The 22265-nt window shown below is 52.3% G+C and carries 21 protein-coding genes and 2 tRNA genes; 13 read left to right on the top strand and 10 right to left on the bottom strand.

Going from position 1 to position 22265, the window contains the following annotated elements; all coding sequences use genetic code 11:
- Positions 1–10: 10 nt before the first annotated feature.
- Positions 11–799 (top strand): alpha/beta fold hydrolase, encoded by a 789-nt coding sequence (locus EYC87_RS12310; RefSeq protein ID WP_279253144.1) that lies wholly within the window; start codon positions 11–13, stop codon positions 797–799.
- Here EYC87_RS12310 and EYC87_RS12305 read toward each other — a convergent pair.
- On the bottom strand, positions 796–1077 hold the full coding sequence (locus tag EYC87_RS12305) for a hypothetical protein (RefSeq protein WP_279253143.1): 282 nt from the start codon (positions 1075–1077) through the stop codon (positions 796–798). The two genes, EYC87_RS12310 and EYC87_RS12305, sit on opposite strands and share 4 nt — an antisense overlap.
- A gap of 159 nt (positions 1078–1236) precedes the next feature.
- Between EYC87_RS12305 and EYC87_RS12300 the strand changes: the two genes are divergently transcribed.
- Complete coding sequence (locus tag EYC87_RS12300; protein ID WP_007228513.1) at positions 1237–1578, top strand: DUF3301 domain-containing protein; 342 nt, start codon at positions 1237–1239, stop codon at positions 1576–1578.
- Between the two features lie 50 nt (positions 1579–1628).
- Here EYC87_RS12300 and EYC87_RS12295 read toward each other — a convergent pair whose 3' ends face one another.
- Both EYC87_RS12295 and EYC87_RS12290 read right to left on the bottom strand, forming a co-directional pair.
- Entirely contained in the window at positions 1629–3077 is a 1449-nt protein-coding gene (locus EYC87_RS12295) for a coniferyl aldehyde dehydrogenase (protein WP_279253142.1), read from the bottom strand.
- 18 nt (positions 3078–3095) lie between these two features.
- A complete protein-coding gene (locus EYC87_RS12290; protein WP_279253141.1) occupies positions 3096–4796 on the bottom strand; it encodes a GMC family oxidoreductase in 1701 nt (566 codons plus the stop codon).
- Positions 4797–4889: 93 nt separating this feature from the next.
- On the opposite strand from EYC87_RS12290, the gene EYC87_RS12285 reads away from it, so the two are divergent.
- Complete coding sequence (locus tag EYC87_RS12285) at positions 4890–5492, top strand: TetR/AcrR family transcriptional regulator (RefSeq protein ID WP_279253140.1); 603 nt, start codon at positions 4890–4892, stop codon at positions 5490–5492.
- A gap of 420 nt (positions 5493–5912) precedes the next feature.
- Here the strand turns inward: EYC87_RS12285 and queD are convergent, their stop codons facing one another.
- Positions 5913–6284: a 6-carboxytetrahydropterin synthase QueD gene (queD, locus tag EYC87_RS12280; protein ID WP_279253139.1), complete on the bottom strand. Its 372-nt coding sequence runs from the start codon at positions 6282–6284 to the stop codon at positions 5913–5915.
- Between the two features lie 182 nt (positions 6285–6466).
- On the opposite strand from queD, the gene EYC87_RS12275 reads away from it, so the two are divergent.
- The 4 genes from EYC87_RS12275 to EYC87_RS12260 all read left to right on the top strand — a co-directional run bounded on the left by EYC87_RS12275 (position 6467) and on the right by EYC87_RS12260 (position 8045).
- Positions 6467–6542, top strand: a tRNA-Val gene (locus EYC87_RS12275).
- A 27-nt stretch (positions 6543–6569) separates the two neighbouring features.
- Positions 6570–6646 (top strand) — tRNA-Asp (locus EYC87_RS12270).
- Positions 6647–6778: 132 nt separating this feature from the next.
- Positions 6779–7273, top strand: a complete 495-nt coding sequence (locus EYC87_RS12265) for a tellurite resistance TerB family protein (RefSeq protein WP_279253138.1) — start codon at positions 6779–6781, stop codon at positions 7271–7273.
- A 49-nt stretch (positions 7274–7322) separates the two neighbouring features.
- Positions 7323–8045: an FHA domain-containing protein gene (locus tag EYC87_RS12260; RefSeq protein ID WP_007228724.1), complete on the top strand. Its 723-nt coding sequence runs from the start codon at positions 7323–7325 to the stop codon at positions 8043–8045.
- Between the two features lie 43 nt (positions 8046–8088).
- Here the strand turns inward: EYC87_RS12260 and EYC87_RS12255 are convergent, their stop codons facing one another.
- Complete coding sequence (locus EYC87_RS12255) at positions 8089–8946, bottom strand: PP2C family protein-serine/threonine phosphatase (protein WP_279253137.1); 858 nt, start codon at positions 8944–8946, stop codon at positions 8089–8091.
- A 179-nt stretch (positions 8947–9125) separates the two neighbouring features.
- On the opposite strand from EYC87_RS12255, the gene EYC87_RS12250 reads away from it, so the two are divergent.
- Together EYC87_RS12250 and EYC87_RS12245 are read left to right on the top strand one after the other, a co-directional pair.
- A complete protein-coding gene (locus tag EYC87_RS12250) occupies positions 9126–11645 on the top strand; it encodes a serine/threonine protein kinase (protein WP_279253136.1) in 2520 nt (839 codons plus the stop codon).
- Positions 11646–11708: 63 nt separating this feature from the next.
- Entirely contained in the window at positions 11709–12809 is a 1101-nt protein-coding gene (locus tag EYC87_RS12245) for an energy transducer TonB (RefSeq protein ID WP_279253135.1), read from the top strand.
- Here EYC87_RS12245 and EYC87_RS12240 read toward each other — a convergent pair.
- The 3 genes from EYC87_RS12240 to EYC87_RS12230 all read right to left on the bottom strand — a co-directional run bounded on the left by EYC87_RS12240 (position 12795) and on the right by EYC87_RS12230 (position 16567).
- The gene (locus EYC87_RS12240; RefSeq protein WP_279253134.1) at positions 12795–13604 is read right to left on the bottom strand and encodes a LytR/AlgR family response regulator transcription factor; all 810 of its coding nucleotides are present in this window, start codon (positions 13602–13604) and stop codon (positions 12795–12797) included. The two genes, EYC87_RS12245 and EYC87_RS12240, sit on opposite strands and share 15 nt — an antisense overlap.
- Complete coding sequence (locus tag EYC87_RS12235; RefSeq protein WP_279253133.1) at positions 13601–14695, bottom strand: sensor histidine kinase; 1095 nt, start codon at positions 14693–14695, stop codon at positions 13601–13603. Before EYC87_RS12235 ends, EYC87_RS12240 begins: the two co-directional genes overlap by 4 nt.
- A gap of 66 nt (positions 14696–14761) precedes the next feature.
- Positions 14762–16567: an ABCB family ABC transporter ATP-binding protein/permease gene (locus EYC87_RS12230; RefSeq protein WP_279253132.1), complete on the bottom strand. Its 1806-nt coding sequence runs from the start codon at positions 16565–16567 to the stop codon at positions 14762–14764.
- 227 nt (positions 16568–16794) lie between these two features.
- On the opposite strand from EYC87_RS12230, the gene lipA reads away from it, so the two are divergent.
- Positions 16795–17784, top strand: a complete 990-nt coding sequence (gene lipA, locus EYC87_RS12225) for a lipoyl synthase (RefSeq protein ID WP_279253131.1) — start codon at positions 16795–16797, stop codon at positions 17782–17784.
- Positions 17785–17846: 62 nt separating this feature from the next.
- Here the strand turns inward: lipA and EYC87_RS12220 are convergent, their stop codons facing one another.
- A complete protein-coding gene (locus EYC87_RS12220) occupies positions 17847–18527 on the bottom strand; it encodes a DUF3313 family protein (RefSeq protein WP_279253130.1) in 681 nt (226 codons plus the stop codon).
- Positions 18528–18580: 53 nt separating this feature from the next.
- Here EYC87_RS12220 and EYC87_RS12215 point away from each other — a divergent pair, with 53 nt between their 5' ends.
- A complete protein-coding gene (locus tag EYC87_RS12215) occupies positions 18581–19486 on the top strand; it encodes a 1-aminocyclopropane-1-carboxylate deaminase/D-cysteine desulfhydrase (RefSeq protein WP_279253129.1) in 906 nt (301 codons plus the stop codon).
- A 49-nt stretch (positions 19487–19535) separates the two neighbouring features.
- Here EYC87_RS12215 and EYC87_RS12210 read toward each other — a convergent pair whose 3' ends face one another.
- Positions 19536–20510 (bottom strand): DUF1853 family protein, encoded by a 975-nt coding sequence (locus EYC87_RS12210; protein WP_279253128.1) that lies wholly within the window; start codon positions 20508–20510, stop codon positions 19536–19538.
- On the opposite strand from EYC87_RS12210, the gene EYC87_RS12205 reads away from it, so the two are divergent.
- Together EYC87_RS12205 and EYC87_RS12200 are read left to right on the top strand one after the other, a co-directional pair.
- Entirely contained in the window at positions 20509–21393 is an 885-nt protein-coding gene (locus tag EYC87_RS12205; RefSeq protein ID WP_279253127.1) for an NAD(+) kinase, read from the top strand. The two genes, EYC87_RS12210 and EYC87_RS12205, sit on opposite strands and share 2 nt — an antisense overlap.
- Complete coding sequence (locus EYC87_RS12200) at positions 21393–22259, top strand: rhomboid family intramembrane serine protease (RefSeq protein WP_279253126.1); 867 nt, start codon at positions 21393–21395, stop codon at positions 22257–22259. The genes EYC87_RS12205 and EYC87_RS12200 overlap by 1 nt, the downstream gene beginning before the upstream one ends.
- The last annotated feature ends 6 nt before the right edge of the window (positions 22260–22265 follow it).

The following is a 22265-nucleotide window of genomic DNA, read 5'->3' as shown; positions in this document are numbered from 1 at the left end:
AGTGGAACGCATGGTAGCAAAATCTCCAATCAGACACAGCATTACCGGCGCAGGACCACCAGTGGTTTTGTTACACGGCCTGTTTGGCTCCGGTGGCAACCTGGGCGCATTGGCCCGGTCGCTTGCGGAAACGTATACGGTATTCAGCCTGGATCTCCCTAACCATGGGCGTTCTGAATGGTTGGAGGAGGCCACCCTTGCGCGTTTGGCCGGTGCAGTGCTGAAATGGATGGATCAGGAAAAACTGATATCTACAGCATTTGTCGGGCACTCCCTGGGCGGCAAGGTGGCCATGGAAATTGCATTGTCATCCCCGCAGCGCTGCGCGACTGCAGTAATCGCAGACATCGCCCCGGTCAGTTACTCGCCGCACCACGATAGTGTTTTTGCCGCGCTGGATGCAGTGGTCTCCGGCGGGGTTAAATCTCGGGGCGAAGCGGCGCAAATTATGTCCGAGTACCTGAAGGAAGAGGGAGTCATTCAGTTTTTGCTGATGAGCTTGCAACGTGCTCCGGATGGGAGCTACGGTTGGCGTTTTAATCTTCAGGGCATAAAAGATGACTATCAGGCGGTGAGGGCAGGGCCCGATGTGGAACGGCCTTTTGAACGTCCGGTATTATTTATAAAAGGAGGGGACTCAGACTATATCCTGCCTGAACACACAGAGCGGGTGCTACAGTTGTTTCCAGCCGCGCAGGTTAAGGTCATGCTCGATTGTGGTCACTGGCTCCATGCGCAGCAACCCGCTCTTTTCAATAGTATTGTAGGTCGCTTTCTCGAACGTCAGTATTTGACCTAGGGTCTTAGCAGATCCTGCAGCAGGCTCACTTGTTCGTCGATAGCTTCAGCGGATGCGAGGTCCAGTCCGGTGGCGCGTAGCGTCATCGGTGCTACCAATAAATTGTAGGTGAGGGCACCCGAGATTAGATGCAACAGGTGCTGTGGTGAACCTTGGCGTATGAGTCCCTGCCGTTGATATTCTTCGACAAAAATAGCGCCCATCTCGTAGTCCGCACCCATGCAGTTTTCCAATAGCCAGGCCTGACGTTCGCCACCAGCTGCCGCCTCATGAAACATAAACCAGAGCCATTGGGGTTTGCTCGCGTTGGCGCTGGCGTGAGGTTGGCGTAACAGAAGATAATTGAGCTGGCATGTTCATTCACAATACACCCGGACAGTGAAATTGTATACGCCGAGCCTCGCTACCAGTAAGCTAGGGCTTGGCTGTTAACCCTAATGAAGGAACAAACGTTGTACTTTAGTCTTGGAGAAGTGCTTGCCCTGCTGGTATTTGGTGCTCTGTGCGTACATTTTCTTGCTGCAACTCGTATCCGTGAGTTGGCATTGCAGCACGTCGCTGTTGCGGGGAAGCGGGATGATTTCCAACTGCTGGATCAATCGGTTCACATACAACGTTTTTCATTGAGTCGGGATTCGCAGGGACGTTGGCGAGTTTGGCGCCAATTTCGTTTCGACTACAGCATGGACGGTGTGGAACGTCGCCAGGGCCATGTCATCATGCTGGGCAAGAAGCTGCAGTCGGTGATAGTCAGTGAACAGCCAAGGGTCTTACACTAGCAAGCCACGCTTACTTGCAATGCTAGTGCTAGTACTCCTCGTAAACTCGTTTATTTCTTAATTTGTGACTCCAGCATTTTTTCTACTTTTTGGCCGAAAGGTGGCAAGGTGCCTGCCAGTTTTGACAGGTTTACCCATCCTTCCTGATAGACAGAGCGAGCGTGGCTGAAGGTACGGAAGCCATCTCGGCCGCGGTAGCTGCCGATGCCGCTATGCCCTATTCCGCCGAAAGGCAGGTCGTCACAAGCTACGTGCATGGTTACGTTGTTTACTGTCACACCCCCTGAAATTGTGTTGTCCAACACCTTGGCTTGTTCGAGTTTGTCATTGCCGAAATAGTAAAGTGCCAGCGGGCGCTCGCGTTCGTTGACAAAGTCTATAGCATCCTCGATTTCAGAATAGGTTTTGATGTTCATTACCGCGCCAAAGATCTCATCTTGCATACAGGCTAGGCTGTCGTCGGGATCAATAACAAGGTGCAGCGCGATTTTATGCTCCTCAGGGCTTGAGAACTCTTCGCCCTGGGGGCAAAGAGGGACGATTCGGGCACCCTTGTCGCGGGCTTCATCTATGTAGCTTTTCACCCTGTCGAAGTGTCTGGTGTTGATACAGGCAGTGAAGTCGGCGTTGCCTTGCACCGTGGGGTATTGCTGGGCAATGACCGAGCGGCACTGCTTAACGAAGGCCTCCAACTTCCCCTGCGGCACGAAGCAGTAATCGGGGCTGATGCACAGTTGACCACCATTCATCGCTTTGCCGGTGATAATGGATTCTGCAGCTTTATTGATATCAACCTGTTCCGAGATAATCACAGGGGATTTTCCGCCCAATTCCAGGGTGACGGGCACCATGTTTTCTGCAGCGGCCTTCATGACCAGGCGTCCTATGGTGGTGGCGCCAGTGAATATGATGTGATCAAAGCGAAGTGAACTGAAGGCTGCGCCTGTTTCAGGACCACCGGTAACCACGCAGATTTCGGTTTCCTCGAAATATTGTGCGAATAGGTGCTTCATTAATTCTGCTGTATGAGGGGTGAACTCGGACGGCTTAATCATGGCGCGGTTTCCTGCGCCTAGAATGTCAGCCAGCGGACTGAAGATCATATTCACCGGGACATTCCAGGGCGTCATAACGCCCACAACACCCTTGGGTTGGTGTTTGACATAAGCCTTGCCGCCGAGAAAGTTCATTGGGATAAAAGGGGTGCGTTTCTCGGGCTTGATCCATTTTTTCAGATTTTTCTTGACGAATTTCAGACTGCCAACGGAGGTCATGATATCTGTCATTAAAGTGACGTGTTTTGATCGGCTGCCAAAATCTTTGTCCACCGCCGCGCAAATAGCTTCCTGGTTGTCGACCAGCATGGCAATACACCGATCAATGCGATCGACGCGGGTTTCAAGTGCTACCGGTCCTTCCGCTTTGAAGGCGCTGCGTTGGGCTTCCAAAATGCGGTTCAATTCAATCTCTGCGCTGTGCTGTTGTGTGGGTGCGTTCATGATCCGGTAACTCCTGGCTTATCCGTTAGTGGCTACGGCTTTTAGACGCGCCTTTGTCTGGGTGTTATCTTCATTCGCTTCAAGCCCCTCGGGGAGGACGACTTTAAGTCCAGCATCCTGCAATAACATGTCCGCACATCTTTCAGCGATCATGACAGACGGAGCGTGAGTGTTTCCCGAGGTAATGCTAGGCATTATCGATGCATCCGCAACACGCAGCCCCTGCACTCCATGCACACGCAGGCGGGAATCAACAACAGCATCGCTGTCAATTCCCATCTTGCAGGTCCCTACCGGGTGATAAACTGATTCAGCATCTGACCTGATGTAAGAAAGAATTTCATCGTCGCTTTGAACCTGGTCGCCGGGCAGGAATTCTTTGCCCAGGTGTTTGTTCAGGGCCGGCGCCTGGAATATTTCTCGCACCTTGCGGACGGCCGCAATCATGGCGCTCTGGTCATATTCAGCGTCGAGGTAGTTTGCCTTGATGCTGGGATAATCTCCGGGCTGACTGCTGGTGATATGAACACTGCCTCGACTTTTGGGGTTTAAATGACAGACCGTTGCAGTGGTACCCGGTTTAGCTTTCAGATTACCATTTTTGTCCGGCTCACTGGCGGCGGGCGCAAAATGAATCTGTGCATCGGGTGTTTTCAGGCTCTCGTTTGAGCGAAAGAAAACTCCGACCTGGGCGGCGGGGTGCGCTAACAAGCCGTTGCCTTTGGTAAAGTATTTCAATAAATTTTTGACCAGTGCCAGGGGTCGGGTTTCCTCGTAAAAAGTACGGATGCCATTGATTCCCTGCTGAATATTAATCGTCAGGTGGTCCTGAAGATTTTCACCAACACCTGGGAGGTCCGCCAAGACGTCAATTCCAAGGTCTTCAAGGCGTTGCCTCTGGCCAATGCCCGATAGCTCCAGTAGTTGCGGAGAGTTAATCACGCCGCTACTGAGAATGACCTCGCCGCTCGTAAAAGCCCTATCGGTGACGCCATTACGGCTGTATTGAACACCGACTGCCTGTTGATCCTCAAACAGGATTTTTTCGGTTAATGCGCCAGTGAGTATGGTGAGGTTGGGCCTTTTTTCGCAGGCTTTTAAAAATGTGCGAGCAGCACTCTGTCGCTTGCCCTTACAAATGTTGTGCTGATAATCTCCGGCACCTTCCTGGCTCGCACCGTTGAAATCTTCATTAAAGGGCAGGCCCGTCTGTACAGCAGCCTGGACAAAAACATCTGCTAATTCGAGTTTATCCTCTACGGCGCCACCCTCTACCCACAAAGGGCCACCGTAGCCATGAAACGCGTTCGGGCCCTCGGCCTTGTGTTCGGAGCGTTTAAAATAAGGCAGCACTTCATCATAAGACCAACCATCGTTGCCTGCTTCCGCCCAGGCGTCGTAGTCTTCTTTCTGTCCGCGTATGTAAACCATACCGTTGATGCAGCTGGTGCCGCCCAGGACCTTGCCGCGAGGCCATGAAATTTTTCGGTGATGCATGTTTGGTTCGGGCTCGGTCTCGTAGCACCAATTGATCTTGGGGTTCTTCATCATGAAGGCAAAGCCGAGCGGAATATGGATCATCGGGAAGCTGTCTTTTCCACCTGCCTCCAGTAGCAGCACTTTGCGGCTCGCCTCCCGGGAAAGTCGGTAGGCCAGTGCGCAGCCGGCGGACCCCGCGCCAACGATAATGTAATCGTACTTGACGGTTGTATTTGACATATTTTTTCCTGGCCCGCGGGAGGCGCGCATAGACAAATGAACAGAATATGATTATTGTTCATTTGCTATCTCGAATCAAGACAGGCTTTTGACATGCACGATGCCCAGTTCAACACAGCAGACTACGCTGACCCTATGGTTATCCGCATTCTGGATGCCGGGGAACAGTGTATTCATCGCTTCGGTATTAGGCGCACATCGATGGGCGAGGTGGCGAGAGTAGGTAAATTGTCCAGGGGCTCGATCTACCGTCATTTCGGAGATAAGGATAGTCTTATTCAGGGCATATTCAGACGTCGTCAGGCGCTGTTTCTGAATCGTACCGAGGCGGCCCTGGAAAAGTTACCTACCCTTGTTGACAAGGTTACTCACACGGTCGTTGCCGGACGTAAAGATATCAAGGAAGGCATATTTGCCAGTCTCGCTCAGACAGAGCCAGAAACGGTAGCCAGCATGTATCTCGATCCGGCTTTTTATAACAGAAGTGTGGCGTTTTGGCCGCCACACGTCGAGCAAGCGCAGGCACATGGGGAAATAGCTGGAGATCTGGACGTCTCGGCAGCAACAGACTTTGTGATGCGTCTGGCGGTTTCTATGACCTTATTTCCGCATATGGGTCTGAAGTTGACATCCAGTGCACAGGTCAGGACTTACCTTGAGCGAATGTTGCTTTGTGGGCTGGGCAAAGGACACTGAGAATGGCTCTTTAGCGGATTATCTGACGGGATGTTCAGTAACAGCAGTCTGGATAGTTTTCCACAGATTCTGTGGATAAAACAGTGGATATATTGTTAAGCCAGTCTTGTGGGTCTTTATTCACAGCGCTCTTCTTCAATTGATCAAAAAACGAACAAAGACAATTTATTCAATATATTCAATAGGTTGTGACTGATTTTTAAAGTCTAGAAGTTAAAGTGTCGGGTAACTGCGTGATAGTGTTGTGGCGACTGATGGTATGTGTATAACATTGTTCCGGGTGCTACCGCAGGTAACTTAAAGCGATTTTTGGAAACAATTGCTACCACCAAGCGACATTAAGAGAATTGAGGGATTAACTTGAGTGCTCTATTTGTAGATCCCCCGTATTCGTCAAGCATTATTCCATGTGTTACCGATTTATTTTCCTGTTTCCCAGTCTCCTTCGTAAATACAACCGCTAGTGCAGGTTTCGCGGATTTCTACCCGGCTTAGCGCGGGGAGTGCAGGCTTAAGGTGTTGCCATATCCATCGGGCAATATTCTCGCTGGTAGGGTTTTCTAGCCCGCTGATATCGTTCAGGTAGTAGTGGTCCAGTTGCTCGTAAATAGGCTTGAACGCACTTTTGATTTCGCCAAAGTCCATTACCCAGCCACTGGGTTCGGGGGCGTCGCCGCGCACTGACAAACGCACCTGAAAGGAATGGCCGTGCAGTCGAGCACACTTGTGGCCAGCGGGAACATTGGGCAGGCGATGCGCTGCCTCGAAGTGAAATTCTTTGTAGATTTCCATAGTTTATACCTGGCAGTTTAGGCCTTTTCGGCCTGTCTTTAAGCGCCGCTTAAAAGAGCAGCTGACCATCAATTTTACTACTAAAATCAACGGCTTTTAATAATTTAACAAATTTGAATTTATTTTCCCTGGAACGTTTGACAGCCCAAGACAAATCTCTATAATGCGCGTTCTCGGTTCCGGGGTGATTAGCTCAGCTGGGAGAGCATCTGCCTTACAAGCAGAGGGTCGGCGGTTCGATCCCGTCATCACCCACCAATACCGAGCAAAGAATTCTACCGTTTTGGACCGGTAGTTCAGTTGGTTAGAATGCCGGCCTGTCACGCCGGAGGTCGCGGGTTCGAGTCCCGTCCGGTCCGCCATATTCAAAGAAGGCTACCCATTTGGGTGGCCTTTTTCGTATATGGAATATGGGCGTTATTGGGTGTTTTCTCTTTCGACAAGCACACATCCTCATCTATACTTGCCCTGAATAATTAGAGGGCATTCCGTCAATGGCAGCACCGGGTTTCGGTTTAATCCTCGAGGGTGACAAGCTTGTGGTCAGTGTCGCGCCGCGCGGTTCATTTTTTGACCCCCGTTTTTTGGTTGCAGCTTTATTGGATCACGTTGCACGCGGTGACGGCTCTGTATGCGATGCAGAGGCAAAGGCAATGATAAGCCTTGTTGCCAACCATTTCGGTCTGGACACGTCTGCGGCCCAGCACAAATTCAATCATGCACTGGCGCTGTATTCCAGCTCGCTCGATCTTGCGGCCGTTGGCGCTTTGTTATCAGAGATCCTCAGCGCAGCGGAGCGCGAGGAAGTCTTGGTCATGTTGTTGCAGGTGATAGCAGCCGATGGTCGGCAAGGTGGTGATGAACTTGAGGCCCTTGATCAAGTGGCTGCCGCGCTGTCTGTGACTAGTGAAGAGAAGCATGCGGCATTTTTGCGCTACTTCGATAAAGGCAAATCTGAAACAGCGGGCAGACGGATTCACTTGAGCTGAGTTTCTGCGCTATAGTTATGGCCATAATTTAAAGACGTACGGGTGAATCATGGACGACACGAAATCAACCGGCTCATTTTTCAGCGAATTACGCAGACGCAAGGTCATACGTACCTGCCTTCTCTATATCCTGGTTTGTTGGGGTGGTTTGCAGGTTTTGGACATCGTGGCGCCAGCTCTGGGCTATGATGCGGATTTGCTTTCAAGGTACTTTCTCTACATCGCTGTGCTAGGGTTTCCGGTTAACTTCGCACTCGCCTGGTTTTATCAGATCTCGACAAGTGGGATCGTTCGAACGCAGTCTTTTGTCGAACGTCGCGTGCTCGATAATATTGCACCTGTCACTGACAAACGTCGTCATGGGGTCTCTACTTTCCTGCGTAAAGGCGAGGAAGGGAATGAAGTGCACTGGGTGGTGTCGGCAGAAACCGGGCCGCTTAGCGGTCTTAGTTACGCGATACAGGAGCCTATTTTATTGGGCCGCGCACTGGAGTGTGACCTGGCTGTGGTGAGCCCGCATATTTCGAGGCAGCATGCCAAGCTGGAAGTGATTGACGGTCATCTTCATATCGAAGACCTTGGTTCATCCAATGGCACAATGATTAACGGCAAACGCGCCAGTGGTCAGCATCAGCTGCGCCACGATGACGAACTGCGTTTTCACGATATTATCTTCCGGGTAACAGAGAACTTGTCCAGGCCGCATAGTGAACGTCAGGCATCTGATCAAACAACCTTTATTCAGGCCGCAGAGCTTGAGAAGCATAATTAGATCTGAGCGGGAGTGAGGCCGGGCTGAAGTAAATGACGGGTACTCACCAAAGCATCCATGAGATTGCCAGGGTGACCATTACACCCAATAGTAGCCAAACCACTTTGTCATGACCCGCACTGTCTGCGGACCTTGCGGCCTGTTCGTTGCTGAGTGTGTCGCGTTTACGCGGAGGTACTGGTGGTGTGACAGCCCCAGGTTCCGCCTTGTCGCCGACGATCACCACCGTTACGTTATCGCGCCCCCCCGAGTCGAGTGCCGCTTGAATAAGTGCCTGGACTTGTTCGTCTGGGTTTTTTCGCGCAGACATTATTTGCTCTATCTGGACGTCGGTGAGTTCATCAGTGAGGCCATCACTACACAACAGTATCTGTTGGCCTTTGTGGAGTTCACCGCGAATGCGATCGGGCGACACAGTGATTGTATCGGACACTCCGAGAGACTGGCTGAGCACATTGCGTTCCGGGTGGTTGGCGGCCTGCTGGGGAGTGATTGCCCCGCGTGCCAGCATTTCGCTGACGGGATTATGATCCCTGGTGATCTGTTTTACTGTATTGCCATCGAATAAATAGGCGCGACTATCTCCAACCCAGGCGATTTCATAATCACTGTCGGTAAGACGCAGGGCAACGACAGTCGACCCCATGTTGCTGCCTTCGCGGGATGCGATTTCCGCAAGGATTGCGGCATGTGAGTGGTGTATCGCATCAATGAGGCTGGCACCATCAGCCAAATCCTGGTCTAACGTGTCCCGTACTATCGCCGCGGCCACTTCACCATTGGAGTGGCCTCCCACGCCATCAGCCACCAACCACAGCTGTTGTTCCGGGTTTGCTTTGTAGCAGTCTTCATTGTGCCCGCGCTTGTGCCCGGGGTGACTATCTGCCGAAAATGCTCTCATTCAGGATTCTTCTTCTTTTCGCCTGTAAGCATGACTTGTGTTCAGTCTTGTTTGGGATCAGTGTATACCATGAATAAAGAATTCCGCCCGACTTTTTGACGTCTTTGGTGTAATTGTATGTAACGTACTATGTGTTTATTCTAGGGGCCTCTGATGAACCAGCTGCGTAAAGTAGAGTAATGGCAGATTTCGAATTACCGGGGTACGAATTGTACGAGCGCCTGGGCCGTGGTGGCATGGCCACAGTCTATCGCGCCCTGCACTTGAACCTTGATCGTGAGGTTGCGATCAAGGTGATGGACCCTGGTATGAACTCGGACGAAAACTTTTCCGAGCGCTTTATTCGCGAAGCGCGCATTTCCGCTCGCCTGACTCACCCCCACATTCTCCAGATATACGACGTCAACACATTCGATGGCTATAACTATATCGCTATGGAATTGTTGGGCGCCGGAGAGCTTTCCGATTTCATCCATTCTGGAATGCCCCAGAAACAACTTTACTTAATTATGCGGCATATGACCGAGGCATTGGATTACGCCTCGGGCCGGGGATACGTGCACCGGGATATAAAGCCCAGCAATATAATGATGCGTGACGCAGACGATTTTGTGTTGGCAGATTTTGGGATCGCGAGGGCTGCAAATTCCGGCACCCAGATGACCCAGACCGGGTTAATGGTTGGCACACCCAGTTACATGAGCCCGGAGCAGGCCAAGGGACAGGAAGTCGATGGCAGGTCCGATTTGTACGCTTTGGCGGTATTGGCTTATGAAATGCTTACCAAGACTTTGCCCTATGAATCCGACTCAGCGGTAACTACCGCGGTGAAGCACCTCACCGAAGATATTCCCACGCTGCCAGAGCACCTCAGCGCCTATCAAGAGTTTCTTAATAAGGGGCTTGCCAAAGCTGCCGCTGCTCGTTTTCAAACAGGCGAAGAGCTCTACCAGTCTTTTATGCAGGCCAGTTCCGGTTTTACTGATGATCAGGTGCTTACTGAGGGAATTGAGGCTCCCAAGATGGCTGCGACCGATGCGCCGATTGACGAGTCTGCTAAGACCTCTGTAGCGGGTGTCGAATCTACCCGGCTAAGCCATTCCTCTTCTCCTGCCGTGTCCTCCCCCTCTCGCCCGTATCGCCTTGAAGGCAGTACCCAGCGGGAGAGACTGGTTAGCGGCACTTTCGCTAATAATGACCGGGGCCAGAACAAGTTTGGTGGCTCGGTGCTGCGCATGCTCATCATCGTTGTGGTACTTGGCGGCGCCGGCTTTGGTGGTTATACCTGGTGGCAGGGGCAGCAAGGCAGCGTGAGCAAAGACCAGCGAGCCGTTACCGCTGAGTTGGCAAAAGCTTTTAGCGCGATGAACGAAGAAAATCTGCCTGTTGCAGCTTCGTCTTTTTACAAAGTACTTTCCATGGATGGCGGTAATGATGCTGCCCAGCAAGGCATGGCTGAAGTCGGCGCCCTATATACGGCGCAAATTGAAGAAGCCATCGCTGCAGAAGACGAAGACAAGGCGAGGAAAATGTTGCTGGACTATGGCGGTTATTTCGCTGCTAGCAATAACCTGGAGCGCTTGCAAGCGGAGATAGAGCTACTCGCCGAGCAGAAAAATTTGGCGAATATTCAGTCGCAGCGAGCGCAGAAGCTTTTGTCACAGGTTGATGCCAGTGTTGAAGCGGGTGATTTTGAGCAGGCAAATCGATTAATAGCGCAGGCTGCGGCTATCGATCCGGATCATCCAGAGCTGGAAGGAAGACGCGATGCCGTTGAAACTTACCAGGCTCAGTCTGCGGCCTACGAGGAACTCTGGGCTAACCACACACCAGCCCAGCGTGAGGAATTTAACTCAATGATCGCAGCGGCTGACCGAGCGCTGGATGAAAATGACCTGGGGGCAGCTACGATCGCAGTAAATGAGGCGCAAAACATTGCCTCTGACTCACCGGAGCTAGCATCTCGTATTGGTCGAATTGAGGCAGCGCAGATCAAACTGGCCGAAGCTCAGGCAGAAGAACTGGCCCGTTTAAATTCGATGCTGGACGAGGCGGAAGGGGCGACCAGCGCGATCGCTGCAGACCCCGCAAATGCGGCGATAGCAATGGCAATCTATCAGGAAGTCGCTGTCCAGTCTCCAGATAATCCCAGGGTAACAAAAGGTTTGGCCTCAATCGCAGGCTTTTATCTGGGCATGGCCGAAAACGCCGTAAAGGCCGGTGACTTTGAGAGTGCGCGGCAAGCTTTGGCGGCGGGGCAGGAGCTGTTGCCTGATTCTGAACTGCTTGCAACACTGCATGCACAGCTGCCCGCCCTTGAACAAACGTGGGTCGACCAACAGGCGGCGATAGCGCAACGTAAAGAAGAGGCAAAGGCTGCACGATCCAGGGCCGAGGAAGTCGTTTCCGTTGCCGAGCGTGCCATTCGCAGCGGTGCACTGAATGTTGCGCAACAGTCCTATGATGAAGTTGTTCAAACGCATCCTGATCTGCCTGCAGTAAAGGAGTTGGAAAGCAACTTGCGCAGGGCTTACGGCGATGCTGCTCGCGGTGAAATTGATTTGAAGGAATTCGACGCAGCGCAGGAATACGTCGTTCAGGGTGCCAGTCATTTTCCGGATGACCCTGCCTGGAAGCTTTTGGAAGAAGAGATTGAAACGGCGCGCACCAGTTCTCGCAGACGTTTGGGTGCCTACTAGAATCGAGTCATTGACTCGCCTTCTCTGCTAGACTTAAAGGCCATCAATAAAAATGGAGTTGATATGATTGCTCGCGTTGTCAGCAGTGCTCGTGGCCTCTTGCCGGGTTTGATTACCGTGTTGCTAATGTATCTGTTCTCCACCAGTGTGGCGTGGGCTCAGTTTTCGTCTCCCCAGAATCTCGACCCCGCCTCGGCAAGTATTAGTCTCGGCAGTAGCTTTCAAAGTGATGCATGGTTGGTGTACACCTACGATATCGATGAGACTGGCAATGTTGTCAATGCCACTATTCAAAGCACAAACGGCGTTTTGGAGGTGGAGCAGGCAGTTTTACAGCAGGTAAACGCTATGCAATTTCGCCCCGCCCAACGCAGTGGCAAGCCGGTGAAAGTCTCCGCAGATCCGGTTGTTTACACCTGGATTCTGGACAAGCCCCGTGAAATGTCGCCGCGCTTTGCCGAGCTATACCAGCAGGCCTGGGATTTGTACGCGGCAGAAAATTATGATGCTGCGTTTGATATTGCGATAAAGCTCAAGGCCTATCCGGGTCGTAATGCCAAGGAAGAAGTCAAATTCCAGGTGCTGGCGGCATCCCTGGCCAGTCGTTGGAACGATGAAGCTGCGGAACTGCAGCATTTGAGTCGCGTTGTTGAATTTCAGTCCCTGGCACTCAACAATAACTTTAATAATAGCTACGTCTCTACGCAGCAGTATTTGCAGATTCTCAAGCGCATGCAGACGCTGCAACTTAATAACCGGATGTTAGCTGATGCAGGCAATACACTGGACCGCATGCAGTCATTGGGTCGTGGTTCTGAGGTGGTGGCTGAAGCAGCCTCCCAGTACAGTCAGGCCGAGCAGGAAATTCAGGCCTTACCGGATGTAGTTATTGCTGGAGAATTGGTGCCCTTGTACCGGGAGGGCCCAGGGTCATGGAAGGCAGGTTTGAGCCGTCGGGACTTTTCTATTTCCGATGTGCGCGGTCGGGTGGGGGCAGTGTTCCTGGTTTGTGCCGCCGGCGAGCGCTCCCTGCGTTACCCGTCCAGAGAGCCATGGGCAATTCCTACCGGTTGGTCACAGTGTAAAATTGACGTCACCGGCGAGGCTGGGACTCGTTTAGTGCTGCATCAGTATGCACCGGGGCAGTTGTCAGCTCCCCAGTAATTGTTTGACTTTGTCACGATAGCCCCGGCTCACCTTGAGTTGGGCACCTCCCTCCAACGACAGCATATACTCCCCATTACCTAGCGCTTGGGCGCCGCTAATGTAATCGCTGTTGATGATAGTGGATCGATGAATGCGTAAGAATCGAGCGGGGTTGAGCAGAGCTTCCAACTCTTTCATGGTGATGCGCATAATGTGGGTTTCGCCGCCGGCGTGAATACACATATAGTCGCCTGCTGCATCGACCCATTGGATGTCAGCAACCTTGATGAAATGAATATCACTGCCATCTTTGACTACTAGCTTCTCTGGCCAATGATTTGGCGCGTTCTGACTCTGTGCCATCTCTTCTATAGAGGCGGCGCTCGCACCTGTCATGCCCATCATCAGGTCTACCAGACGCTGCTTGGAACGCTCTGATTCCTCCTGGCTGTAGTGTGCAACGGCCCGATCAATGGCTTCATGCAAGCGGTCATCGTCAATAGGTTTGAGTACATAATCTACGGCGTGAACCTTGAAGGCTTCTACGGCGTAATGGTCGAAGGCGGTCACAAAAATCACCATCGGTAGATTGTCAGTCTGCAGCTGTCTGATGACTTCAAATCCGTCGATGCCGGGCATCTGAATATCGAGGAAAACCAGGTCTGGAGAGTGCTCTGCAATTGCTTCCAGGGCCTGCTGTCCGTTGGCACATTCGGTGATGACGTCCACCATTGGGATTTGCTGTAAGCGCAATGCCAGCCCGCGACGAGCGAGCGATTCGTCATCTACGATGATCGCTTTAAGGTTGTTCATAACGCTCGGCTGCCGAATTCCAGTGGTATGCATATAGATATAGTCAATCCGTGAGGGTTTGTTGTTGATAACTCGAAGGACTGGCGACTGTTGTACATTTCCTTGAGCCGTTCCCGACAGTTGGAAAGTCCAACACCACCGCCTTTTGATGGTTCTTTCTTGTTGAGGTCTACGCCGGGACCGTCGTCAATGACCTGCAAACAGAGACTTTCGCCGTCTACCCGAGCGCTGACGGTGATAGAGCCGCCATGGATGGCCTGGGAAACGGCATACTTGATAGAGTTCTCTACCAGCGGCTGCAGCAAAAGGCTGGGCATTAATGCCTGGCTGGCTTGCTCTTCAACTTGAAAGTGCAATTGCAGGCGCTCATCAAAGCGAACCTTTTCAATATCCAGGTAAAGTCGCAAGGCCTCCACTTCTTCTGTGACCGTGACCCTGAGCATGGGATCGTTATCCAGGGTATAGCGTAAAAACCGACTCAGGCGGGTCACCATGACGTTGGCAAGTTCATTGTCCCGGTCCAGCACCAGAGTAGAAATGGCATTGAGCGTGTTGAACAGGAAATGCGGATTAAGCTGGTAGCGCAGCATTTTTAGTTGCGCTTCATGGGCCATTGAAATCGCCTTCAAACTGCGTTCTCGTAACTCCTGAGTGGCCATATAGTTCTTGATGCCAAAATAGAGAGCGCTCCATACCAGCATGACCCAGAATGCGGAAACTGCACCGTCAAAATAGGAGAGCAGTTCCATCCCGCGTTCTTCAGTGACTTTCCGTTCTTCCGGGTACATGTTGTAAAAAACGGTGCCCCTGACCGCCATCCACACCAGACCCGCGGCATAAGAGCCCGCGGCGATGGCGACAATCCGCCGGGTAATTTCCATTTCCCACATGTGCCGATAAAGCGCGCGCAAAACTAAGGTCAGCAACATGCCGACAGTGGCGATAAAGGGCAGGTAAAGATAATAATGTTCGGGCGGTTTTCCCCAGACGATGATGCCCAGGTAAAAAGACATGGCCCAGCCGCTCCAGCCCGCAAACTGCAGCATCCAGAAAAGGTGGCGTTTATCTTTGAGTAACACTTGCATATTCATGGGCCTAGTATACGGATTCCGAACGCCTCACTAATGCAGTTTGTCGCAAGATGGCTACAGTTTGTCTCAGACAGAGCTGTTATTCTGGTTCTCTCGCTTCTGCTGCGCCTGCCACAGCTCAGCATAGGCGCCCTTGGCCAGCAGTAGCTCTTCATGACTGCCGCTCTCTTTTACACAACCCTTGTCGAGTACGATAATTCGGTCAGCATCTACCACCGTAGAAAGGCGGTGGGCGATTACCAGAGAGGTATGACCCTCAGAAATTTCCTGTAAAGCACCGACAATGGCGCGTTCTGAGTGACTGTCCAACGAGGAGGTGGCCTCGTCAAAGACCATGATAGGGGGGCGCTTTAGAATAGTACGGGCGATGGATACTCGTTGTTTTTCGCCGCCGGATAACTTAAGCCCTCTCTCACCTACCAAGGTTTCACCGCCCTGGGGTAATGCCGCAATAAAGGTGTCAAGGTGGGCTAGTCGAATGGCCTCAGATACTTCATCGTCGCTGGCCTGGGGGTTGCCGTAGCGCACATTTTCGACAATGCTATCGTTAAACAGAACAGTGTCTTGAGGAACAATACCGATTGCGCGACGAAGACTGGCCTGGGTGAGTTTACGCACATCCTGGCCGTCAATCTCAATGCTTCCTTTATCCGGATCGTAGAAGCGGAACAACAGTTTTACCAGCGTCGATTTTCCTGAGCCGCTAGCGCCCACAACCGCTACTTTTTCTCGGGGTCCTATGTCCAGATTTACGCCCTCAAGGACTTGCCGTTGAGAATCGTAGCCGAAATTCACATCGCGAAATCGAATACTGCCCCTGTCAATTAGCAGGTCTTTGGCTTCGGGGCTATCGACTACCTTTGGGTTGACCGCCATTAACTCAAACAGTTTCTCTATGTTGGCCATGGAGCCCTTGATCTCCCGGAACACAAAGCCGAGGAAGCCCAGAGGCAGAAACAGCTGAATCATGAATTGGTTTATCAGAATGAAGTCACCCAGGCTGAGCAGACCCTGGTGCACCTGCCAGGCCGCCAGCCCAACCATGGCAGTCTGGGAAACAGCGATGATCAGAGCTTGTCCACCGTTCAGCCCGAACAGGGAAAGCCTGTTCTTGCGTCTTGCCATTTCCCAGCGCTGGAGTTCTCGATCATAGCGTCTGGCCTCAAACTCTTCGTTCGTAAAGTATTTTACTGTTTCAAAGTTCAGCAGGCTGTCTACCGCCCGGGTATTGCTCGCAGAATCTGCATCATTCATTTCACGGACAAACTGCGTGCGCCATTGGGTGGCATACAGGGAAAAGATGCCGTAAAGAATGACTGCTACGACAGTGATCAAGGCAAAGCCAGGGCCGTAGTTGAACAGAAGTATTCCAACCACCACACTGATTTCAAACAGGGTAGGTGCAATATTGAAGACAAAGAAGCGCATCAGGAAGCTGACACCAGAAGTACCTCGCTCTATGTCTCTGGCAAGCCCTCCCGTGCGCCGATTAAGGTGGTAATCGAGGTCCAGAGCATGCACGTGACGAAATACCTGAAGCCCGATTCGGCGCATTGCCCGTTCGGTTACACGACCGAAGATGGTGTCTCGAAGTTCACCGAAGAACACATTGGCGAAGCGCGCTGCACCGTAGGCAAGTACCAGCCCTATAAGTAAACCTGGGACCAGTTGCTCTGTCTGCACACCGTCAAGCGAATCCACCAACTGTTTGAGCAGGAAGGGGATAAAAATTATAGCCCCTTTTGCAAGTATCAGGCAGACCAACGCGAGCAACACCCGGTAGCGAGATTCCAGTAAATAGGGGATAAGGTGCTTGATCAGGCGCCAGTTGGTTTTGGCGGTGGGGTCAGTTTCTTGGCTAAAGTGTTTCATCGACAAAGTTTACGTTGCCGGCAGCTGGCTGTCCCATCATTTTATGACAGGGCCATCATCTTCTCCCAAAAAATGAATGTTTTATGGCCAGGTGCAGGTTTTAGTGGCAAAGGTCTCGGCAGGCCTAATTCGGTGTGCTCGAAACATCAAAGCAGAAGAAAACGATAATCGCCGGTCGTCGCTGGCTTGGGTATAATGTTAACTCAATGACAGTCAGGTAGAGTTTCATGTCCGACAAGGACCTTATTTCTGCGGTACAAGTGAGTAGTGGCGAGAAGTTCGTCAACGACCGGGGCATCACCGCAATTAAAGATGGCATCAAGTCAACATCGTCTCCCGGTGAGCGCCTGCGCAAACCAGACTGGCTGCGAATCAAGGTTCAGGGCGGCAAAACTTTTGAGAGAATCAATAGCATCGTGCGCGAACACCGTTTGGCGACTGTTTGCGAAGAAGCCAAATGTCCAAATATGAGCGAGTGCTGGAGCTCGGGCACCGCCACAATCATGCTGTTGGGCGATGTGTGTACGCGAGCGTGTCGTTTTTGTGCTGTTAACACGGGCAACCCTCAGGGTTGGCTGGACCCGGATGAACCTCTTAATACCGCACGCTCTGTGCAGTTGATGAATCTTAAGTATGTTGTACTAACGTCAGTAAATCGTGATGATTTGGCGGATGGCGGAGCGGCGCAATACGCGGCCTGTGTGCGTAAGGTTAAAGAAGAAAACCCTGAGACTGCCGTTGAAGCCCTCACGCCCGACTTTCTGGGTGTACTGGCAGATGTAGAGACAGTGGTGGATTCAGGCATTGAGGTCTTCGCCCAGAATGTCGAAACAGTGAAACGCCTCACTCATCCCGTGCGCGATCCTCGCGCGAGTTACGAGCAAACGCTGGAAGTATTGGCACATGCCAAACGTTACCGACCTGATGTTTTAACCAAGACCAGTTTGATGCTGGGTCTGGGGGAAACTGAAGAGGAAATCCTCCAGTGTATGGATGATTTGCGGGAAGCTGGCGTTGATATCGTCACTTTCGGGCAGTATTTACAGCCCACAGCGAACCATTTCCCTATTGATCGTTACGTATCGCCTGATGAGTTCGAAAAGTATCGTCAGTGGGGTCTGGAGAAGGGATTTCTTGAGGTTGTCTCGGGAGTATTCGTTCGCTCAAGTTACAGGGCCGAGCAAGTCCTCAAAAAGAACAACGTCGGCCTGACTTAGCTGGTCTGCAGGGCATGAAGCGGGCGTTAGCCGTGAACTTCAAACCCCGGTGTTGCGGCCGGCTATTGTTTGCCCGAAACCTCGACCAAGCTGGAATTAATCTGCATTGCCCAGCTGTTGAACATACGCTGTACGTCAGCTTTATTGGTGACGCTATTGTTTAGCCCCCAGTGGCTGCTGCTGGACCGGCTGTCTTTAATCAGCGCCAGGACTTCACCTGTTTCTGAATCGCCAAAGGCCACGGCAACTGCAATGGCGCCTGACCCATCAGTGATCACGTAGCTGCGGCCCATGGCGCGCGAGCGGCCATCGTCCTTGGCGGCAGATGGGGCTATTGCGGTAATCATCGCTCCTATCTCAAGAACATCGTCTCCCGGCTCATCGACCAGGAGAAAGTCACCCTTATCCTGCAAATTCTTCAGCATGGCGCTGTGAAAGGTGTCCTGTAGCATCTGCTTGTCTGCGTCAGTGAGCTCCCAGTCGCGCCGACTCATCGAGGTGCCTGTTTTGCTGGGTTGAATTACTTCTATTTTATTGACGCCCAGAGGTCGAATCATCACCTTGGTGTACTTGCTGAAATCTGCATCCGGATCAATGTACGCGACATCGGCTTTACTGTTATCTACCCGGTGCAGGTTGTCACCGATGACTTCGGCACCGTCACCTGTCTGCACTTGTGGTGTGCTGCTACAAGCCGCTACGAGAAAAAGCATCGCAACGCTGGCAAGGTATTTTTTAATCATCTCTGTTTTCCTTGTTTAGAGGTTTTGCGAATATTCGTGACACAATATGACCTATGGCACAGAATTCCACAATATCACTTTCAGCATCGGTGGAGTCCCCGATACTTGGGCAATTTCTCGACAACGTGCATTTGCTGCGGCTGGACTTGATGGGCGGTAAGGCTCCCGGGAATAAAGCATTCAAGTTGAGAGCCAATCTCGAAAAAGCCCGGCAGCAGGGTATTTCTCGCATAGTAAGCTTCGGCGGTGCCTGGTCAAATCATCTGCATGCACTGGCGGCGGCGGGGGCTGAACTGGAGCTTCAAACGATTGGGATTATCCGGGGAGGGGAGCAGGAGACGGCCATGCTGCAGGACGTTCAGCGCCTGGGTATGAAACTGATCATGGTTTCCAGGCAAGAATATCGTCAACGCAATGACCCGCAGTACCAGCAGCGTATTGAGCAGAGCTACGGTCCCTGCCTGGTTGTCCCGGAGGGTGGCGCAAATCCAGCGGGCGTGCGTGGTTGTTTGGCTATCGCCAACCTGATTAATCAACAAGGCAGACAATGGCAGCGGGTGGTGCTCCCGGTAGGCACGGGCACGACACTGGCAGGCCTTGCCGCAGGCCTAAAAAGCGCTGAAGAATTGGTGGGGATATCTGCGTTGAAGGGCGTCAATGACATGGAACACCGGGTGAAAGAAATTTTATCAATGTCAGAGCTGACGGCCAGGTTGCCCTGGAATGTACTTTACGATTACCACTGCGGAGGCTTTGCCCGCACTAACGACACGCTGCGAACATTCATGACGGAGTTCGAGCGTGTCTATAAGGTGCGACTTGAGCCGGTCTACACGGGAAAAATGTTATTGGCTATCCATGCCCGAATCGCATCCGGACAGTGGTCTGCAACTGAGCCGATACTGGCGATTCATACGGGGGGATTGCAAGGCCGAAGAGGTTACTCCTGGCTTGACTAGAAGTGCCAGCGAAAACAGCGCAGCACGTCGTGTTGTGAGAAAAGCCAGGTTATCTATTGTTGATAGGCCAATGATCGGCAACCACGAAAAAGCGTCGTCTCTCTCGCTTGTCACAATCAATGACTGCGACCTGCAAAGGGCGGCTGTCAGTTGCCAGTGCAGCGGCCATCTGTCTTACCAGCTGACTGCTGTTGATTATTGCGGCAGTGTCAGGATCATGAACGGGAGACAGCCATTGTGATCGTTCTAGTGGGAGAAACAGCGTTGCTGCGTCCTCTTCCAAGTTTGCCAGTTCACTGAATCGACACCAATGTGACAGGGTCAGTGTTTGATTGTATGCAGGTGGGGGCGGCGCCGATTGCTGCCAATGGGTGAACAGGCGTCCTTTAACTTCAATTTCATGCAAGGGTTCACTGACCCCCAATTTAGCAAGAGTTGCTGAGCCCTCCGGGGTATCCGCTAGACGAATTTGGTGGCTAAGCATACGTTGAAGTTTTAAATCCAGCCGGTCCACTGAGGCCGGCCCCAGCCAGAGGCGCTGGTCGCTGCTACTCGCTTGCGGGGCCGACAAATAAAACTTCACTGCCAGTTCAAGGTGAACACTGCGTTGGCGCTGGTGGCAAAAGTAAATACAGTCGAACTCTCCTAACGTGCGCGAAGCACTCCTGACGGGGAGGTTGTGGGCGATCAGTGTCACCTTAGGGTCATGGATAAGAAAAAAATGCCAGAGACGTTCAAAGTACAAGCCCAGACGGGTGGTGCTGGTCTTGGCCAGGTGGTCCAGCAAAGGTTGCGGCTCTCTGTCGAGGGAGCGTAACCAGTCCATTCGCTCACTGTTCAGGGCAAAAGTTGCGTTGTGCAGCGGGTCACTGCTGGACAGCTGGGAGCTGACTAACAGCGGTGCAGCAAAGCATGACCATGCCAGGTCGCGAACTTCTCGCGAATGAAGGTAAAGGAAGGAGTTTTCTGCTGAGGCGTTCACGTGGTTATAATACCAGTCCTTTTCACGGATAGGCGCAATCATGCCTGGTTCCTTCAAGAAGATCGGTTTGGTCGGGCGCAGCCAGCAAAATGGTCTGGATGTTGTTCTACAAGAATTGCTAGCCCTGCTCGAACAACGAGAGCACGAAGTCATACTCGAGGACTGTCTGGGCGAGTTGGTGCCGGACGCCGCCGTGCTCCTGGGTAGTCGCGACGAAATCGGGCAGCACTCTGACCTTGTGATCGTTGCAGGTGGTGATGGCAGTCTGCTCAGTGCAGCCCGCACCATGGCCAAGTACGATACCCCTGTGCTGGGGGTTAACCGGGGCCGGTTGGGCTTCCTTACCGATATTACCCCGGACCAGATTGCCGAGCAGATTCCAAGGGTGTTGGATGGGGACTACGTCACTGAGAGCCGCTTTCTGCTGGACGCACATGTGGAGCGTGACGGCGAAATTGTAGCGAAAGCTGACGCGCTTAACGATGTTGTCGTCAACTCAGGCACATCCGCGCAAATGATAGAAATCGAACTGACAGTAGATAATGCCTTTGTATATCGTCAGCGAGCAGATGGCTTGATTGTTTCTACGCCTACAGGTTCGACCGCTTACTCGCTGTCCGGGGGAGGGCCTATTATGCACCCCTCGCTCGACGCCATTGTGCTGGTCCCCATGTTTCCCCATGCGCTCAGTAGTCGTCCGATTGTGGTGGATGGCAACTCCGAGATTCGGGTGGACATCCTGCAGCGCAATCGGATTCATCCTCCGGTGACCTGTGACGGGCAGGTGAATATGACTGCCCGGCCCGGCGATTCAGTGGTCATTCGCAAAAAACCTCATGTGCTAAGCCTGCTGCATCCGGTTGGCCACAGCTTCTACGCCAGTTGCCGCGATAAGCTGCGCTGGGGCGACGCGCTGGTAGATTAATGAGAAAAACGTTTCGCGCACTGCAAGTGCCCCTGGGTGAAGATCTTTTGCCCCTGACCGCATTGTTGCGTTCCCGAGGCGTGCTGCACCAGATTTATGAAGAATCGGGCCAACAGGTGCTGAGTGTATTCGATCCCTCCCACGTGCAACCAGTAGAAAACCTCTATCGCGCATGGCGCTCTGGCGATGTTCAAATTGAGGCGCGCGCAGGTAAGCCTGTGGCAAGCACAGTGCCCCTGCTAGAATGGCGTTTGTGCCCGGTAACGACAGTCTTCGCCCTGCTTAGTATTGTTTTTTTCCTGGCCTTTTTCCTGGGTGCACCTGAACAGTGGTTAGCTTTACTGAGCTTTACGCCCTTCGAAGTACAGGGCGACCAAATCAGGTTCTTGCCCATGGGAGATCAGTACTGGCGCCTGATAACACCTGCGTTTTTGCATTTTGGCTGGCTGCACATCACTTTCAATACGCTTTGGCTGTGGGAGCTTGGCTCCAGAGTCGAACGGGCGACGGGTAGTTTCAATACCCTGGGATTACTATTGGTGATCGCACTGGTGTCAAATGTCAGTCAATATCAGTTCGGTGGTCCCGGCTTGTTTGGTGGTATGTCCGGAGTGGTGTACGGTCTGTTAGGTTTTTCCTGGGTGGCTCCTTTGCTGCAGCCGGCATGGGCTATTCAACCACCTAAGGGGATTATGTTGTTTATGGTCGGGTGGCTGTTCGTTTGTTTGTTTGGTGTGGTTGAGGTCCTTGGCTTTGGTGCGATTGCCAATGCTGCGCATTTAGGTGGTTTGCTTTGTGGCGCTGCCTTGGGTTGTCTACTGGGCGGTCTATCGCGCTTGCGGAACTCGCGCAGCGAGAACTTGTAAGCCCCA

It is taken from the genome of Candidatus Seongchinamella marina (genome assembly GCF_026262685.1).
Classification (GTDB): Bacteria; Pseudomonadota; Gammaproteobacteria; order Pseudomonadales; family Halieaceae; genus Halioglobus; species Halioglobus marinus.
Note: the sequence above shows the minus strand (reverse complement) of the source record. Positions and strands in the feature narration are given on the sequence as shown.